A 16,744-nucleotide genomic window follows, 5' to 3' on the forward strand; every position below is an offset into this window, starting at 1 on the left:
AACATATTGCGTCATTTTTTTCGTTTATTGCGTATTTTAACAAAAAATACCAATTTCATCACTTTTCAACAGGAGAATTCACATCATGAGAAAAAGTCGATTGATAATAATTATATTCATATTTTTAGCACTATCATTAGGAATTGCAGAGGGTGCTCCTGTTCAAGTGCTTACATCCATCATCAAATTGGAACATAGAGATGCAAGTACAGTAATTGTAAGAGAAAAGCAGGACCTTCTGACATACGTTTCAAAGTCAGGAAAAACAGATCCGTACAAAATCATTAAAGAAAAAATGCAGGGAAATGGCTGGGTGTACCAAGGGGAATCACACGCTTCCCTTTTATTTGAGAAAGAGGGTGAAGTCTTTGGTACGGATGTAAGGGAGTATTGGAAGAAGTATGTGGTTTGGTCGGCACCGGAAGAACGTGCAAGTACTGATGAAAGAGAACTAGAAATTCATTGACCTCATATGATCCACCTGCATATCCTGATACACTTCAGAATATGCATATTAAGTATGCTCTTTTTTACACCATTGTCCTATCCACCCGCCATCTGGTATATAATGAATCTATAACCCTCAGGAGGTACATATGAAACAACAAAACTATGAAAATCACAGCAAGGTCGATCCGGTGTTCCATGTAGGGATTGCTCTGTCAGCCCTTGTCACTCTCATTTTGACGATCACGTTTTTTGTAATGAATGTGGGCACGGAGACATTGCTAAGCTTTATCGTGCTATTCGTTGTGATCACGTTGATCCTGGTAGGAGTGAGACTCCGTACCTATGCCCTTCAGGTTCAGGACCGCGTGATCCGTGCAGAAGAGAATTTCCGATATTATCGTTTGACGGGGAATGAGCTGGATAGCAATCTATCTCTGAAGCAGATCATCGCTCTCCGGTTCGCACCGAATGAAGAGTTCCCGGCGTTGGTCGACCGGACACGAACGGAAAATTTATCACCGAATGACATTAAGAAAGCTGTACAAAATTGGCGTGCAGATCATCATCGCGTATAAACAACAAAGATTGGACCGCTCATGACTGGGCGGTTACGTTTTTTTAAAGGAGGCTCGTTATGCCGGAGATCATGGTAGATGTAAAAGATTTAGTGAAAAGATATGGCTCCTTCACGGCGGTGAAGGGAGTCCGCTTCCAAGTGGAGAAGGGTGAAATCTTCGGATTGCTTGGGCCGAACGGGGCGGGGAAGACGACGACGATCGAGATGCTAGTGGGACTCCGTAAGCCCGATGAAGGAACAGCTAGCTTAGATGGTTTCGACGTGCGGAAAGATGTGAACAAGGTGAAGGAAGTGATCGGGGTTCAGCTTCAGTCGACCTCGCTGTTTGAACTGCTCAAGGTGGAGGAGATCCTCCATTTGTATGCGAGCTTTTACCCGAAAAATGTGGATATTGATCAATTGATTGAAGATATGCTGCTGACGGAAAAAAGGAAGGACCGGATCAAGGGGTTATCCGGTGGACAGAAGCAGCGGTTGGCGATTGCCCTGGCCTTGATCCATGACCCGAATATCGTGTTTCTCGATGAACCGACAACGGGACTGGATCCACAGGCGAGGAGGACGTTATGGGACATTGTGCTTCGCTTGAAGGAGCGGGGGAAGACGGTCATCCTGTCCACTCACTATATGGATGAAGCCCATGTGCTCTGCGACCGGATCGGCATCATGGATCAAGGGGAACTCATTGCCCTCGATACGCCTGGTAATCTCGTGAAAACATTGCAATCGACAAGCACGATCGAGTTTCATTTGGACAATCCTCCTGAAGAGGAATGGTTCATGAAGATGGAAGGAGTCGAGGAAGTGGCCATAAAGGATACATTCGTCCAGCTTTATACGGATGAACTGCAACAGGCGTTGACCTCTTTGATCGCCCTTGCGACAGAGCATGACTTGAAGATTGAGGACCTCCAAACACGGCAGGCGACATTAGAGGATGTCTTCATTCATATGACAGGAAGGAGGCTGCGGGAATCATGAGAGCGTATTGGCAGCTGACACTGGCACAGTTAAGGATTTTTGCACGAAACAAGCAAGTAATATTCTTTACCCTGCTTTTCCCCGTGATCCTGATGGTAGCACTGGGGTCGTTCGCAGGCGGTGGTAATTCCGTTTCACTCGATGTCGGGGTGGTCGACAGCGATCAAACGGATGCCTCTAAGGAATTAAAGAACTTATTTCATAAAAATGAGGGAATCGAAACAACGGCATTCGAGAACGACAAAGCCGGAAGAAAAGCCGTGAAAAATGGGGATGTCCAGCTTCTGATCGAAATTCCGGAAGGGTACGGGGAAAACGTGAAGGACAGGGAAGAGGCGTTCTCGATCCCCGTCTATTATAACGAAAAGAACCTGGCGACAGCGGAACTGGGGCTCACGGTCGTGAATGGAATCATCGATCAATACAGTAAGGACCTTGTCGATTACAAGCCCGTCGTAACGGTTGAAAAGGTTGGGATTGAGGCATTGAATATTCGCTATGTCGATTTCCTTGTACCCGGGATCGTCGCGATGATGATCATGAGCAATAATATGAACGGGGTGGCAGGTCAGATCTCCGCGTGGCGTGAACGGGGGATCCTCCGCCGGATGCAGGGAACGAGACTGAAAGCCTCCACCTTCATCGCAGCCCAGATCACGGCGCGCTTGATGCTGAACGGAACACAGGCACTGCTTGTCGTACTGATTGCCGATCTGATTTTTGACATAAACGTAGCAGGCTCGTGGCTTGCGATGATTTTCTTCATCATTCTTGGGACCCTGGCGTTTATGTCACTCGGCTTCATCATTGCCGGTATGGCGAAGAACCCCGAAAGTGCGGGGCCGATTGCGGGCTTCGTAACGTTCCCGATGCTGTTTCTCGGCGGGGTATTCTTCCCGATCAATGATATGCCTGACATCATCCAGCCCATCGTGAAGGTGCTGCCGATTGCCCATCTGAGTTCCGCATTGCGGGAGACGATGAATCTCGGGACGCCGTTTTGGGAATTAGGAACAGAGACGTTGATTCTAGGAGCATGGCTCGTAGGCGGGTTTGCCCTGGCTAGCTATGTGTTTAAGTGGGAATAGAAGAAAAGTCCGATCGTCTCAACCCGATCGGACTTTTTTTATGCTCTTTTCTCCAGATCCTTCGCCGTCTCACTCATCTCCACGTCGTTCCCTTCTTTATAGGTCCCGAACAACACATCAACAAAGGGGGTGGAAACGCCGTACCAATAGTTCTCATTTTTATAATGATGGAGGACATGCGTTTTCTTAAGCCAGCGGCCGAACCGGGTCTTCGGCTTCATAGGCCGGTGTGCGACATAGTGCTTCCATTCGTACACAAAGAACATGAAGAGAATCCCGGTGGTAAAAGCAAGGGTGAGAGACATTGACCCGGTCAGGAAATAAAACACCAGACACAGGACAAAGAGATTGGGAGCGCTGTACCAGATCGGAAGAAACAGAAGCTTCAAGTCATTTGGCATTTTATGATGATCATAATGTAAGCGCTGGATTAATTTTAGTAAAAAAGGGTTCTTCGGTGCCTTGATGTGGAAGAGAAATCGGTGGGTGAGGTATTCGCTGAACATGTAGGTGACAATCCCTACCGCGAAACATAATAAGCTGAATAATGATAGCTCCATCGTGACCAGAAATCCGAGTACCACAAGAAAAATACCCACCATAACCAAAATATCAAAATGCAAAAAGAAATCCCGATACAATCGATTCTTCTTCATTTTTTTCTGCCCCCATTCATTTTTTGTTTCCAAAGCTCTATACTCGTTTCCATCATGTCCCGGACTGCCTGTTCGGCTTGCTGGATATCCCCATCTAACACTCTCTTAAGTAGGTGATCGTAATAATCTCGTGAAGCGGCACGATGGGTGGAATCGTTGAAATATTTCTCCGCCATCCTGATATAAACATCCTTAAAGCTGTTCAGGATTAATAGGTAAATAGGGTTCGGAGACAGCATGGCCACCCCATGCTGGATATGCCAGTCGAATTCTGCATACAACTCTGCTGTATCTGCCACGTCTTCGAATGGAGCGAAGAGAGAAATGACCTTCAGTCTGTTATTCTCCAGAGCGTCCCTGAAATAAGCGGGAGTAATCGCTACGCGCAGTTCCAGCATGTGAATGATGAATGCATCCGGGATCTCCTCCTCATGCTGAAGAATGGTGACAATCGTCATCAAGTTCCCTTGCTTCCAGTAATCATTCACGATAGCGGGCATCCCCTTCCGGCTCGTGATCCAGCCGTCTCGTTCCAACCGTTGCAGGGCTTCCCGGATGGTGGGGCGTCCCACTTTGTAATGGGCAGCGAGATCCCTTTCCGATTGAAGGGATTCCTGGATAGCCAGTTCCCCTCTCAATATGGAGCGGGAAATGTCCCTGGAGATGATATCCGAAGAACGTTCTTTCATTATTGGACCTCCTGATTGGTAATACCAATTTTATATGTGGTAATACCATTATATGACCTTACTAGATGTATTTGTCAATAAATTCTGAAAATAATTGTCTTCTTCCTGATCATTCGAGATAATGAGGAAAAAGGGTGAGGGATGCCGATGAGGAAGGTCATTGTGGTTGTATTATTCATGAGTGTTTTCATGAGCGGGTGTATCCTCGAGGATGATCAAGAAGTAAATCCAATGATCAAAACCGCCTATGATTCCCTGTCATCTTCAGAAAAGAACGAAATAAAAGGAGATTGGAAAAACGCTACCCTGAAAGAGGGGACTGTGAATAGTAAGATGGGTGTCTTAACGGATCATAATTATGAAGGAGAAGAGGCGTACATCATCGTTTTCTATACAGGAAACAATCATTCATTAGGAGATATTGACGTGTACATTTCGAAAGACAAACAGGAAGTCATCGGTAAGGGTTACCGGGATTAAAAGAACCTTGAGCGGCGAATGTTCAGCTCAAGGTTTTTTATTTGTAATCATTTACAACATATTTCTTGACTATAACTAGTTGACCCCCTAAACTATAATCAAGTGATATTTAGTTTAGGGGGTCAACTAGTTGGATAAGCGGTTAATTGAAGCAGTCGAGCTGTTCGAGGATGTGATGGTGTTCGGGACAGATCGTGTGCTGAAGAATGTAAAGGCTGAGGTGTGGCAGGAATATTCCCCTGAGCAGATTCAAGTGTTGAAGTTAGTGAATAAGAACGGACCGATTGCAGCCGGGGTGATTGCAGAGCTTCAGGGGGTCCATAAGAGTGCGATTTCCAACCGCCTGAAGAAGCTGGAGGATAAGAAGCTGATTGAAATCGTGAAGGCGGAAGAAGATCAGCGCACCAAGCTCGTATGCCTCACGGATGAAGGACACAGGGTCGTTTCAGAGTCTGATCAAGCGGTCTATACCTATATTGAAGACTTATTTGCCGACCACGTGAAGGATGAGGAACTGGATCAATTCCTGAGCATGTTCCGCAAGATTAAATCGATCTTGAAACTTGAGGGGGAAAAAGGATGAAATCAATCATCAAATTCAAGTGGCCAATTACGATTGGTTTACTCATTGTAACGGTTTTGTTGTTTATCGTATCGCCGAACCTGACGAAGCAGGCAGAAGAAGCAGGCACGTTCCAGCTCCCGGATGATGCGGCATCGAAGAAGGCGATGGAAATGCTGAATGATGCCGGTGCCGGGGATGAAACGATCTCCCTGGTGTACTCACTGGATGAAAAATTATCGGATTCTCTGAAGAAAGACATAGCATCGAATGTAAAAGAATTGAAAGAACTGGGGGATCCGGTCAGCTCGGTCCTCGATCCGTTTGAAAGCCAAGAACTAGAGAACCAGCTCGTCTCTGAAGACCGGAAGACCGTCCTCGTACCGATCACAGTGGACGGAACACAGGAGGAAGTGGTGGAACTTGCTGACTCTATAAAATCAGACATCCTGAAAGGCGAGTCATCCGTTTACCTCACGGGGGAAGCCATCATCAATAACGATGTAAACTTGAGTGCACAGGAAGGGTTGAAACGGACGGAAATCATTACGGTCGTGCTGATTTTTGCCTTATTATTAGCCGTATTCCGTTCCATCGTGACACCATTGATCCCGCTTGTGGCCGTAGGGATCACCTATTTACTCAGTCAATCGATCGTCGCCTTTTTCATCGATTGGTTCGGCTTTCCCGTTTCGAACTATACGCAAATCTTCCTTGTGGCCATCCTGTTCGGAATCGGGACGGATTACTGCATCCTGCTGTTGAGCCGGTTCAAGGAAGAATTGGGAGCAGGTCAGCCCATCAATGAAGCGATCATCCGTACGTATAAGACTGCGGGACGCACGCTTTACATAAGCGGACTCGCCGTGTTCATCGGATTCTTCGCCATCGGCTTTGCCGATTTTCCAATCTTTAAATCAGCTGTGGCCGTGGCAGTCGGAATTGCGGTGTTGCTTCTGGTGTTAAGCACGGTTATGCCGTTCTTTATGGCCACATTGAAGGAAAAATTGTTCTGGCCATCGAAGAAATCCGTTTCTCACAATGACAGCAAGTTATGGGCGTGGATGGGCAAGCTTTCCGTTAATCGTCCGTTGCTTTCAATGGCAGTAGTGGCGATCATCACGGTGCCGCTATTGTTCACCTATGACGATGCCCTTTCCTTTAATACTGTGGATGAAATCGGGGACAGTTATGATTCTGTCAAAGGTTTGCAAGCGATTGAAGACGGATTTGGTCAAGGGGATTCCCTGCCGGTGCAGGTGCTCCTTTCAAGCGATGAGAAGCTTGTGACCGAGGGTACCGTCCCTTATGTTGAAAAACTGAGCCGTGAGCTTGCGAAAGTCGACGGGGTGAAGAGCGTACGTTCCATCACACGTCCTGCAGGGGATGCAATGGAAGAGTTCAATGCGGACTACCAGCTAGGAAAGATCGCGGAAGGTGTGAACGGAGCCGCTGATGGTCTCGATCAGGCGGTAAAAGGCCTTAGCCAGCAGGCAGCCATGGGCGGTCAGGGGCAGACTCCGCCAGCAGGTGCACCGAATCCGTTGGAGGGGTTGAACCAGATCACTGGTGGACTGAATCAAGCAGGTGATCAGCTTCAAGGAATGAGTGACAGCCAGACGATCCGTGATACAGGATTGTATCTTCCTCCAGGCACATTGGAAAATAAAGAATTTGCCCAAGTGATCGATCGCTATTCCTTCGGAGATGAAAAAGGGATGAAGCTCGAGGTCATCCTGTCCGATAATCCGTATTCACCGGAAGCCATCGATACCGTGGATCGCATCAATGAAACGACGGAGCGCGTCATCAAGGATACGCCACTTGAAGATAGCGAAGTCGCCATCGGAGGGGTCTCGAGCATTAATCGTGACTTAAGTGATATCTCAACGAGTGACTTCACCCAGACGGTTACGATCATGCTCATCAGTTTGTTCGTCGTCCTGGCAATTCTGTTCCGTTCCTTCATCATGCCTCTTTACATGATCGGATCTCTGCTTCTGACGTACTTCACATCTGTCGCCGTAGCCGAGTGGATCTTCGTGGAGGGAATGGGATATGACGGCATCAGCTGGGCCGTTCCGTTCTTCGGATTCGTCATGCTGGTAGCCCTTGGGGTAGATTACTCAATCTTCCTCATGGACCGTTTCCGCGAAGAAACATCAGGCGGCATGTCGGTCACAGACGCCATCAAAGCTTCCATGGCCAAGATGGGAACCGTCATCATCACCGCTGCCATCATCCTGGCCGGAACGTTCGGGGCGATGATTCCATCCGGAGTCCTCAGTCTCGTACAGATCGCCACCATCGTCATTACGGGTCTGCTTCTGTACGGACTGATCGTCCTGCCGTTATTGATACCGGCCATGACCGTCTCATTCGGTAACGGGGTTTGGTGGCCGTTCAGACCGAAAAAAGAGTAGTAGATTGATAGGGGGCCCGCTCTGATGGATGGAGCGGGCACTCTTGATTGGACATTTTTCGACAAACGGCTCATAAAAGGGGAGAAGCAGCTTATAAATTTAGATTGGGGATCATAAATGCTCGAAAGCGGCTCATATATTTGAAATCTGGCTCATAAGTAGGGAAAAGCGGCTCATAACTGAAGGATAGATAATTGGAAAGCCGATAAACTGCCGTAAATTGTGATCTATTAGCTGGAAGTAGGATGTGCTATGAAATCTAGTTCTGAAAATGCCCCGATATAGACTAAAACTTCTAATTTTTCAATGAAAGTGCGATTTGAAAAATATTTTTCTGAAAAACTATTTTTTATCTCTACCAGTATAGTCGGATTACTATGACAACACTGAGGTTGAAGGGTGATATGAGTTCTTCCAGACCTTTATCTTCAAGCGTTTCTGACACTATTTGCACTTTTGTTTTTTCTTAAAATAGTTTATAATAATCAGATAATACTAGATATTTTACCCTATGAATCATTATAATAGACGATGGTATGGTTTTTTTTGGACACATGAGGGTGCTGGATTGAAAGCGCCTGCAAATATAGTGGATGAGGAAGGTTAAAATGAGCAGCTTACAGAAGAAAACAGATGTTATCTTAATTGGTGCTGGTGTCATGAGTGCGACTTTAGGGGTAATCCTGAAAGAGTTGGCGCCGGAATGGGAAATCACAGTGTTTGAAAAGCTCGCGAAGCCGGGAGAAGAAAGCTCGAACGAATGGAATAATGCCGGAACCGGACATGCTGCACTATGCGAGCTCAACTATACATCCGAAAAGCCTGATGGATCTATAGATATTACGAAAGCAATCAAAGTCAATGAACAGTTTCAACTTTCAAGACAATTCTGGTCTTATCTTGTCAACCGCAACCTGATTGGAAAGCCACAGGACTTCATCATGCCGATCCCTCATATGAGCATGGTTCAAGGTGAAGAAAATGTGGAGTTTTTGAAAAAGCGATTGGAAGCGCTGTCAGATAGTCCTTTGTTTGAGGGCATGGAATTTTCCGATGATCCGGTGAAATTGATGGAATGGATTCCCTTGATCATGGATGGCCGTGAATCGGATGAGCCGATCGCAGCAACGAAGATCGATTCAGGAACGGACGTCAATTTCGGGGCACTGACCCGCAAATTGTTTGATCATCTGAAGGATCAAGGCGTCGAAATCAACTATAACCACAGTGTGGAAGATATCAAACGTAAATCCGACGGGTCATGGGAAGTAAAGGTTCATGATATCGACGGCATTAAGATGGAATATCATACGGCGAAATTCGTCTTCATCGGAGGCGGGGGCGGAAGTCTTCCGTTACTTCAAAAGACCGGTATCCCTGAGTCCAAGCAAATCGGCGGATTCCCAGTATCGGGACTCTTCATGGTGTGCAACAACCCTGAAGTCATTGAAAAACATCACGGAAAAGTATACGGAAAAGCGAAGGTCGGAGCTCCTCCGATGTCGGTTCCGCATCTTGACACCCGTTACATCGATAATAAAAAATCACTTCTGTTCGGACCATTTGCCGGATTCTCACCAAAGTTCCTGAAAACGGGTTCGAATATGGATTTGATCACATCCGTGAAACCGAATAATCTTTTCACAATGCTTGCAGCTGGTGTGAAGGAAATGGGATTAACCAAGTATCTGATCCAGCAGGTTCTTCTGTCCAATGAAAAACGCATGGAAGAATTACGCGAATTCATCCCGAACGCCAAGAGCGAAGACTGGGATATCGTCGTAGCCGGCCAGCGTGTTCAGGTCATCAAAGACACAGATGCAGGCAAAGGAACCCTTCAGTTCGGTACAGAAGTGGTAAGTGCTGCTGATGGATCCGTCGCTGCCCTATTAGGAGCATCTCCGGGTGCCTCCACAGCCGTTCACGTCATGCTTGAAGTATTGGATAAATGCTTCCCGCAGCATATGAAAGAGTGGGAGCCGAAGATCAAAGAAATGATTCCTTCTTATGGAGTGGCATTAGGAGAAAATCCTGAACTCTTCAGAGAAATCCATACGTCTACTGCGAAGGCGCTGGGTTTGAGAGATAAAGAGGTAGCGTATAGCTAAGTGAATAAGGAGAAATGCCCTGTGGATGCAGGGCGTTTTTTAATTAGGGATCGTTTATTGTAATGAGATTTTTATCATGATTTTAATTGAAGTAGCACTAGTCATCACCATCTTATCTATTGAAGTATAGCTGAGAAAAATGAATAAGACGAACGAGCGGATCGTGGAGCTGCTAGTGGAGATAAAGGAAAAGAAGGAACAAGGATAATAGCTCTGAAATGGAAGGATAAGGGGTGCGGATTTTGAACACAAATCTAATTATCGTCGAGGGGGTCCCTGGCTCAGGGAAGTCGACAACAGCTCATTTCATTAAAGATCACTTAGAGGAAAAAGGGGTCAACGTTAAACTCTTTCAAGAAGGAGATACAAGTCATCCTGCTGATTATGAATCGACAGCATGTTTAAATGAAGATCAGTTCAACGACATGATAGAAAGATTTCCTGAAGATCGGAAAGTCATCGAGGATGTTGCCGAAAAGAAAGGCGAACTGTATTTCATTCGATATCGTAATCTAGTGAATGTTGATTCTGCGCTTGTGGATGCATTGGCTTCCAAGGATGTCTACGAATTGGACCTCGATCGGTTTGAAGAAGTCTCCTTCGATTATTGGGAAGAGTTCGTTGATACCGACTTTGGTGATGAAGTGTACATATTTGAATGCTGTTTCCTGCAAAATCCGTTTACCAAGTTCATCGCCATGCATAATGCAGAGCCAAAGAGGCTGGAAGACCATTTAAAGAAAATCAGTTCATTGATCTTTCCATTGAACCCTCTATTGATCTATTTTTATCAGGAGGATATTGGTCAATCGTTCCAACATGTCTATGAAGAACGCAGTCAGGAGTGGCGTGATTTCTTCACGGATTATCATGTGAATCAAGGGTATGGAAAAGAGATTGGCTTGAAGGGGTATCAAGGGCTCGTGGAGTTTCTTGAGATGCGGAGGGATCTGGAGATGAGGATTCTTGAGGGTTTGCCGATTAGGACCGTGTTGATTGAGAACGGTGATAAAGACTGGGATGGATATTACAATAAAATCACGGAAGAAATAAAGTAGTCGGAGGTCAAATTTTTGTTTTTACTATTTCTCATCATTACAGCCTCCATCATCGGGTTCTTATTAATCCCATTGCACGTTTTCGGCCTGGTCATCGGTTTTGGGATCATCATGGGTTGTCTGGTGAGAGGGTTGTATCTGTTGCATGAAATCAATCAGAAGTTAGATAAACAGAATAGCGAAGGAAAGTAGACGGCTCGAGTAGGGGCCGTCTTTATTTGTGTTGATACCAATAATTTGAAATAATGACATTAAAAGGGATAGGAGGAGGAGGGAAACATGTGAGTCATGTAGTCCGCAGGTTCAAGGAATTGAACTTGAAGCTTCTGAGCAAGAAAGAAATTGTCGGTGCCCATGCAGGAAAGATCTATAAAGTGGAAGCCCTGTGTGAAAGTGAGAATGCAAGACTCCGATACATCTATAAAGAGTTTGCTCACGGTCGGAACAAAGAAGTAGAGATACATATGGATCTAGCAGATCGGGTGAAGCCATTTAGTAGAGTCGTGAACGTATGGGATGGTCCTCCACAAGCAATGTTGATGTGGGATTTGGGGTCTCCAGTAAAAGAGGGATTTTATGCACTGTCTGCAGAGGAAAAGAAGGTCATGATCGGTGATGTTTTAACAAGATTAGCTTTACTTCATAATATGAGTCCCTCTCAAGATAAATTGCCTGTTCATAGAATCAGCTCGGAATGGCGGGATTGGTGCCTGGATCAATTAAGGAGATTGAGCTCTAGAAAATCGTGGGCACTTCCAGGATGGGAGAAAACCATCCGGGAAGCATATGAGCAATTGAATATCCCTTATTATCAAACAAAGTGTCCAGCTGTCATCACTCACGGGGACCCTCATCTGGAAAATGTCTTCTATAAGGATGACGAGATTTGGTTCATCGATTGGGAATGGGCAGCCATGGGATCTCCTTTAAGAGATGTCACGATCCTGATGCAGGATTTATACGACAATGATCTGGTGTCATTCGTTCCTGCATTCTACAGGGAATGTTTACGAGAACGTGGGATAGACCTGACTGACGACGATTTTTGGAGTGATTGGAACTATCTATACATAGACCATTTGACGATGATGCTTGCTTGGGAAGTGGAGAAGTATTTTCAAGGATATGCGTCGGATGAGAGGATTCAAAAAATCATAGATTGGAAGATTGGGGAGGTTGAAAGGGTGAAAGAAAATATAGCGGTGAGGGAATCCTGATCATTCTATACACTAATTGAAGAAAAAAGAGGTGAAACAGATGAACGATGAATTAAATAGTAAACACTTTATGCTAGAAAAGATCAAGGATGGCATCTATGCAGCCATATCAAAGCTTGGTGGCGGGGCAGTAGGAAATGCCGGGTTTGTGGATTTGGGCGATGTGCTAATTGTGTTTGATACGTTTAACACGCAGCAAGCTTCGAAAGACCTGAGGGATATCGCTGAAAGAATCACGAATAAGAAGGTCACATTTGTTATCAATAGTCATTGGCACGGAGATCATATTCGTGGTAATCAAACGTTTAAGGATCTTCCTATCATCTCAAGCGAGACCACTTTGGCAAAAATGAAAGAAATCCATCCTCCCAGAATAGAGAAGCAGAAAGCGGACCTCGATGGACTCAATCAATATATAGAATCTCTTGAAAAGCAGCTTGATGATGAAGACGGTGATTTGAAGCTTCAAGATCAGATTAGCTTTTTACATGAATTGAAACGTTCGTTGCCGGACCTGGAGCTGGTCTTACCTAATGAAACATTTCTGAAAGAGGGAACTTTGACGGGAACAAAGCGAAGCGCAAAATGGTTTACTCTGGGGGGAGGACACTCTTTCTGTGATAGCATGCTTTATATTCCTGAAGAGAAGGTAATCTTCATGGGAGATTTGGTATTTGTTCAGTGTCATCCGACATTCTTTGATGAAACTGATCCAAAGAAGTGGAGGGGGATTTTAAAAGAAGTGAGGGAAATGGATATCGAAAGGGTCATTCCAGGACACGGGCCGATCGGGATGAAAGAAGATATTGATAAAATGATTGACTATATTACGCACCTATTGTCCATTCAAGATATAGAAAATGCTGAAATCCCTCCGTTGTTTAGCGATTGGTCTTCTTCAGAAGTCTACTTCGAGAATATAAAGAGGATTCATACCTATTAAAAACAAAATCGTATGATTTTCTTTTTACATGGAAGTGGAGAGTTGCATAAACAACATGAAACCAACACGTACTCTCATTCGTATAATATGAAAACCCACGGAGGTGCAACCATGTACGAATATACATTTGTTCAAACCAGTTTAGGAGGATTCTTCACCGAGCCGAGGCACAGGGAGATCATCGAGGAGTATGCTGCTGACGGATGGCGATTGGTCCAGGTGCTGCCGCTCAAGTACAACGGGAACGGAAAACCGACGGATTATGAAATCATTTTTGAAAGATCGATATCGTGAATGGCATAAAGAAGAAAGTTGATTGAAAGATAGAGGAATCCATAGAAACCATGGGTTCCTCTATCATTTTTTCTATCACAATGGTTATTCATCTAAGCAATGAAGCTACTACGATCATATACTACATCATCCTCTTACAAAGGAGGTGAATAGTATGCCTTATGCTGTAAAGTTAGTAGGAGCACCGTCTTTCACGACTGTTGGGCAGCAGCAGCCTCTTCAGGTTTGTGCTTTGTCAACGGAAGAAGTCGAAGTGCCAACATATGTTCAAGTGACTTTAGGTGACAAGGATCAAAGGCACGATATTGAATTTTCATTCAGTAATGGATTTCCGATTGAGTTTAATAGTGTCGGAGTTCATATATTTGATCCTGCTACGCTAAACTCTTGTGCAAATATTGTCACCACGTTTAATCGACGAGGATTATATTATTTTTATGTTGAACTAAAAAATAGTAATAATAATGAAACGCTGGATAGAGAAGTAGTAGTTGTGAGAGTGAGTAGAAATAAAGAGTGTGCAAAAAAATAGAACATGTAAGGGGCATTTAGAAAGTTATCGGCGATTCTTTCTAGTAGGGTAGGTAGATTAGGGCTGGCCAAAACATCGATTGATATCGATGTTTTGGGTCAGCCCTTTTTGAATTATTCAAGGATTTTTGAGTTGACTGAGTCGATTGATTGGTTTAGATCCGTCAGGTCGACTTCGCCAGTCTGGGTATCTTCCAGACTGTATGATCGTTTTAATTGAATGATTCTTTTTACACTTTCATCAATCCGTTCCTCTGAGATCTCACCCTTTTCCACCGCTGATTTCAGTGCTTCCAAAGCCGTCACGGCCTTTTGGGCATCATGGGCGATGAGGATCAGGTCGCTGCCGGCTTTGACGGCTTGAACTGCGGCGTCTCCCATTCCGTAGTTATCCGCAATGGCTTTCATGGTCATATCATCGGTGATGACGACGCCTTTGTAGTCAAGCTTTTCCCGTAAAAGCTCTGTCACGACGCTCTTGGATAATGATGACGGATAGGTGTCATCAATCTTGGGAAGCAGGATGTGTGCGACCATGACGAGGTCTGCTCCGTCATCGATGGCACGCTTGAATGGGATCAGCTCAAGGGACTGGAGTTCTTGCAGGCTCTTGTTGACAACGGGGAGCGCAAGATGGGAGTCGACGGAAGTGTCTCCGTGGCCGGGGAAGTGCTTGATCGACGAAATGACTCCTTGGGACTCTATTCCTTTCATCGTCTGGATCCCTAATTCGCTGACGATATCCGGATCAGCACTGAAGGAGCGGTCTCCGATGATGGGATTATCCGGATTGCTGTTTACGTCCAGTACGGGTGCGAAGTTCAGGTTGAATCCGAACTCTTTCAGCTCTTGACCAAGAAGGGTACCCACTTCATAGGAGATGTCGGGATCGTTCGCGTTTCCGATCTTTTGATTGGTAGGGAAGTTGACAAGCCCTCCAGGGAGTCTCGTCACATTCCCCCCTTCCTGGTCGACGCTCAATAGAAGGGGAAGAGGGTTATCGGTGTTGGCGTCCTTCAGTTGGTTCAGGAATCGGACGGTTTGTTCCGGTCCCTTCAAGTGATCCGAGAAGAAGATGAATCCTCCGACTTTGTGTGTCTGGATCAGTTTTTTCGTCGGTTCATCCATCTGGGTCCCATTGACGCCGGCTACGAGCATCTGGCCGATTTTTTCATCGAGGGTCATGTCGGAGATCAAGGAATGGTGGTGATCTTCCCGGTTTTTACCCCCAATCGGATTGATGGCGAAATAGGACAGAATGAATACTAAGATCATGACGGTTAAAAGAGAATAGCCAATCTTTTTTTTTGACATATTGATGTTCCTTTCGATATTGGATACTTGGTATCATTCTGTTCGTATCTGCTGTGCTGTAAACGGAAAAATAGAAAAAGACCCGGTATGAACGGGTCTTTTAGTCATTTTCACTCTTTTTCTTCCAGCATAACACTCCTGATGTACGCTGGAATCCGTTAAATAAACCAATTTTTCTTAGATTTAATCCTTATCTCGGATTTATAATCCTGATATCCGATAATTAATCCTCGATTCGAATAATTGATCCAGACTTTCAATTATTCAACCGTTTTGTCGAAAAATCTTTGCGGACACTCAGAACGCATCATCTAAATCTGAAACATCCACACCACAATCGGACCAAACACTGATCCAAAGAGGGCACTGAGCGTCATGGACACGGAACTCATGGAAACAGTCAGCTCCCCGTATTCCATTGCTTTCGAGGTACCCAGGGCGTGGGATGCGCTGCCGAGGGCGATGCCGCGTCCAAGGGAACTGTGGATGCGCACCATCTTTAGGATCATCGGTCCGAGTATGACGCCCGAGAAGCCGGCGATCATGACGAAGACGACGGTCATGGATGGAACGCCGCCGATACCTGATGCGATCTGGATGGCGACGGGTGTCGTGATCGATTTCGGAACGATGGACAGGATTAAGTCATGGTCGATGCCGAGAATCCGGGCGAACAGAAGTCCACTCACCATTCCGGTCAGAAGTCCGGCGAAGACGCCACCGATGATCGGGAACCGGTACTTCATCAGGATTTTCCGCTGTTTATACAGGGGATAGGCGAGGGCGACGACGGCCGGACCAAGGAGGGAATGAATCCACTTCCCGCCGATCATATACTCCTCATAGGGTATATGCATAGAGATCAACAGTCCGACGATTACGATCGTGGTCGTCAGTACCGGGATCAGTACGGGATACGAAAACCGCTGATACACCTTTACCATGGCAAAATAAAGGACAGCGGTGAGGGTGATGATCAGGATTGCGATAAATGCTTGCTGCATAGATGTTCCCTTCTTTCAGATCGTTTCTCTAAGTGCTGGCTGGCAAATCCGGATGCGGCCATGGTCACGACGGTACTCACCACAACGATGAAAAAGAGCATGGCACCGGTCCCGGAAAGTAGAGACGGATAGTTTATGACCCCGGTCATAGCCGGAATGAATAATAACGGAAGGATGGCGAGTAAAAAGCTTGCTCCATCTTCCACGATCATCACGGGGACTATTTTGAACGACAAGCATGCAAGAAGCAGGATCAACCCGATGATGCTCCCGGGTACAGGTAGATCAAGGACTTGTTCGACGGCTCCCCCTATAAAGGAAAAGGCATAAAGAATGCCGATTTGGATGAGTATCCGAATGATTTTCATA

The 16,744-nt window shown here is 45.6% G+C and carries 19 protein-coding genes; 14 read left to right on the forward strand and 5 right to left on the reverse strand.

Annotation, left to right across the window (positions count from 1 at the left end):
• The first annotated feature begins 85 nt into the window (after positions 1-85).
• From LCL96_RS14265 to LCL96_RS14280, 4 genes are all read left to right on the forward strand, one after another.
• A complete protein-coding gene (locus tag LCL96_RS14265; protein WP_224942115.1) occupies positions 86-466 on the forward strand; it encodes a hypothetical protein in 381 nt (126 codons plus the stop codon).
• Positions 467-596: 130 nt separating this feature from the next.
• On the forward strand, positions 597-1,025 hold the full coding sequence (locus LCL96_RS14270; RefSeq protein WP_224942116.1) for a DUF6526 family protein: 429 nt from the start codon (positions 597-599) through the stop codon (positions 1,023-1,025).
• Positions 1,026-1,084: 59 nt separating this feature from the next.
• Entirely contained in the window at positions 1,085-2,008 is a 924-nt protein-coding gene (locus LCL96_RS14275) for an ABC transporter ATP-binding protein (protein WP_224942117.1), read from the forward strand.
• Positions 2,005-3,096: an ABC transporter permease gene (locus tag LCL96_RS14280; RefSeq protein WP_224942118.1), complete on the forward strand. Its 1,092-nt coding sequence runs from the start codon at positions 2,005-2,007 to the stop codon at positions 3,094-3,096. The genes LCL96_RS14275 and LCL96_RS14280 overlap by 4 nt, the downstream gene beginning before the upstream one ends.
• Before the next feature lie 38 nt (positions 3,097-3,134).
• On the opposite strand, the gene LCL96_RS14285 is transcribed toward LCL96_RS14280, so the two are convergent.
• Together LCL96_RS14285 and LCL96_RS14290 are read right to left on the reverse strand one after the other, a co-directional pair.
• Complete coding sequence (locus tag LCL96_RS14285) at positions 3,135-3,752, reverse strand: sterol desaturase family protein (protein ID WP_224942119.1); 618 nt, start codon at positions 3,750-3,752, stop codon at positions 3,135-3,137.
• Positions 3,749-4,441 (reverse strand): GntR family transcriptional regulator, encoded by a 693-nt coding sequence (locus LCL96_RS14290; RefSeq protein ID WP_224942120.1) that lies wholly within the window; start codon positions 4,439-4,441, stop codon positions 3,749-3,751. Before LCL96_RS14290 ends, LCL96_RS14285 begins: the two co-directional genes overlap by 4 nt.
• A gap of 147 nt (positions 4,442-4,588) precedes the next feature.
• Here LCL96_RS14290 and LCL96_RS14295 point away from each other — a divergent pair, with 147 nt between their 5' ends.
• From LCL96_RS14295 to LCL96_RS14340, 10 genes are all read left to right on the forward strand, one after another.
• Entirely contained in the window at positions 4,589-4,921 is a 333-nt protein-coding gene (locus LCL96_RS14295; RefSeq protein WP_224942121.1) for a hypothetical protein, read from the forward strand.
• Between the two features lie 130 nt (positions 4,922-5,051).
• On the forward strand, positions 5,052-5,504 hold the full coding sequence (locus tag LCL96_RS14300) for a MarR family winged helix-turn-helix transcriptional regulator (RefSeq protein WP_224942122.1): 453 nt from the start codon (positions 5,052-5,054) through the stop codon (positions 5,502-5,504).
• Entirely contained in the window at positions 5,501-7,906 is a 2,406-nt protein-coding gene (locus LCL96_RS14305) for an MMPL family transporter (protein WP_224942123.1), read from the forward strand. The genes LCL96_RS14300 and LCL96_RS14305 overlap by 4 nt, the downstream gene beginning before the upstream one ends.
• 608 nt (positions 7,907-8,514) lie before the next feature.
• Complete coding sequence (locus LCL96_RS14310) at positions 8,515-10,014, forward strand: malate:quinone oxidoreductase (protein WP_224942124.1); 1,500 nt, start codon at positions 8,515-8,517, stop codon at positions 10,012-10,014.
• Positions 10,015-10,256: 242 nt separating this feature from the next.
• Positions 10,257-11,072 carry a hypothetical protein gene (locus LCL96_RS14315; protein ID WP_224942125.1) on the forward strand — a complete coding sequence of 272 codons (816 nt, stop codon included), beginning with the start codon at positions 10,257-10,259 and terminating at the stop codon, positions 11,070-11,072.
• A gap of 15 nt (positions 11,073-11,087) precedes the next feature.
• A complete protein-coding gene (locus LCL96_RS14320; RefSeq protein WP_224942126.1) occupies positions 11,088-11,264 on the forward strand; it encodes a hypothetical protein in 177 nt (58 codons plus the stop codon).
• An 89-nt stretch (positions 11,265-11,353) separates the two neighbouring features.
• Positions 11,354-12,289, forward strand: a complete 936-nt coding sequence (locus LCL96_RS14325) for a phosphotransferase family protein (RefSeq protein WP_224942127.1) — start codon at positions 11,354-11,356, stop codon at positions 12,287-12,289.
• Positions 12,290-12,329: 40 nt separating this feature from the next.
• The gene (locus LCL96_RS14330; RefSeq protein WP_224942128.1) at positions 12,330-13,232 is read left to right on the forward strand and encodes an MBL fold metallo-hydrolase; all 903 of its coding nucleotides are present in this window, start codon (positions 12,330-12,332) and stop codon (positions 13,230-13,232) included.
• Between the two features lie 111 nt (positions 13,233-13,343).
• Positions 13,344-13,526, forward strand: a complete 183-nt coding sequence (locus tag LCL96_RS14335; protein ID WP_224942129.1) for a DUF4177 domain-containing protein — start codon at positions 13,344-13,346, stop codon at positions 13,524-13,526.
• Between the two features lie 154 nt (positions 13,527-13,680).
• Positions 13,681-14,058 carry a hypothetical protein gene (locus tag LCL96_RS14340; RefSeq protein ID WP_224942130.1) on the forward strand — a complete coding sequence of 126 codons (378 nt, stop codon included), beginning with the start codon at positions 13,681-13,683 and terminating at the stop codon, positions 14,056-14,058.
• A gap of 113 nt (positions 14,059-14,171) precedes the next feature.
• On the opposite strand, the gene nagZ is transcribed toward LCL96_RS14340, so the two are convergent.
• The 3 genes from nagZ to LCL96_RS14355 all read right to left on the reverse strand — a co-directional run bounded on the left by nagZ (position 14,172) and on the right by LCL96_RS14355 (position 16,743).
• Positions 14,172-15,371: a beta-N-acetylhexosaminidase gene (nagZ, locus tag LCL96_RS14345; RefSeq protein WP_318246432.1), complete on the reverse strand. Its 1,200-nt coding sequence runs from the start codon at positions 15,369-15,371 to the stop codon at positions 14,172-14,174.
• Positions 15,372-15,682: 311 nt separating this feature from the next.
• Complete coding sequence (locus tag LCL96_RS14350; RefSeq protein ID WP_224942131.1) at positions 15,683-16,375, reverse strand: LrgB family protein; 693 nt, start codon at positions 16,373-16,375, stop codon at positions 15,683-15,685.
• On the reverse strand, positions 16,348-16,743 hold the full coding sequence (locus LCL96_RS14355; protein ID WP_224942132.1) for a CidA/LrgA family protein: 396 nt from the start codon (positions 16,741-16,743) through the stop codon (positions 16,348-16,350). Before LCL96_RS14355 ends, LCL96_RS14350 begins: the two co-directional genes overlap by 28 nt.
• Between the last annotated feature and the right edge of the window lies 1 nt (position 16,744).

Origin of the sequence: Rossellomorea aquimaris (genome assembly GCF_020172085.1) — a bacterium.
Taxonomy (GTDB): Bacteria; Bacillota; Bacilli; order Bacillales; family Bacillaceae_B; genus Rossellomorea; species Rossellomorea aquimaris_E.

Coding starts and splice junctions, on each gene's coding strand:
- LCL96_RS14335 (WP_224942129.1), top strand. CDS start 13,344: ATGTACGAATATACATTTGTTCAAACCAGTTTAGGAGGATTCTTCACC.
- LCL96_RS14270 (WP_224942116.1), top strand. CDS start 597: ATGAAACAACAAAACTATGAAAATCACAGCAAGGTCGATCCGGTGTTC.
- LCL96_RS14290 (WP_224942120.1), bottom strand. CDS start 4,441: ATGAAAGAACGTTCTTCGGATATCATCTCCAGGGACATTTCCCGCTCC.
- LCL96_RS14355 (WP_224942132.1), bottom strand. CDS start 16,743: ATGAAAATCATTCGGATACTCATCCAAATCGGCATTCTTTATGCCTTT.
- LCL96_RS14310 (WP_224942124.1), top strand. CDS start 8,515: ATGAGCAGCTTACAGAAGAAAACAGATGTTATCTTAATTGGTGCTGGT.
- LCL96_RS14340 (WP_224942130.1), top strand. CDS start 13,681: ATGCCTTATGCTGTAAAGTTAGTAGGAGCACCGTCTTTCACGACTGTT.
- LCL96_RS14295 (WP_224942121.1), top strand. CDS start 4,589: ATGAGGAAGGTCATTGTGGTTGTATTATTCATGAGTGTTTTCATGAGC.
- LCL96_RS14285 (WP_224942119.1), bottom strand. CDS start 3,752: ATGAAGAAGAATCGATTGTATCGGGATTTCTTTTTGCATTTTGATATT.
- nagZ (WP_318246432.1), bottom strand. CDS start 15,371: ATGTCAAAAAAAAAGATTGGCTATTCTCTTTTAACCGTCATGATCTTA.
- LCL96_RS14305 (WP_224942123.1), top strand. CDS start 5,501: ATGAAATCAATCATCAAATTCAAGTGGCCAATTACGATTGGTTTACTC.
- LCL96_RS14280 (WP_224942118.1), top strand. CDS start 2,005: ATGAGAGCGTATTGGCAGCTGACACTGGCACAGTTAAGGATTTTTGCA.
- LCL96_RS14330 (WP_224942128.1), top strand. CDS start 12,330: ATGAACGATGAATTAAATAGTAAACACTTTATGCTAGAAAAGATCAAG.
- LCL96_RS14275 (WP_224942117.1), top strand. CDS start 1,085: ATGCCGGAGATCATGGTAGATGTAAAAGATTTAGTGAAAAGATATGGC.
- LCL96_RS14350 (WP_224942131.1), bottom strand. CDS start 16,375: ATGCAGCAAGCATTTATCGCAATCCTGATCATCACCCTCACCGCTGTC.
- LCL96_RS14265 (WP_224942115.1), top strand. CDS start 86: ATGAGAAAAAGTCGATTGATAATAATTATATTCATATTTTTAGCACTA.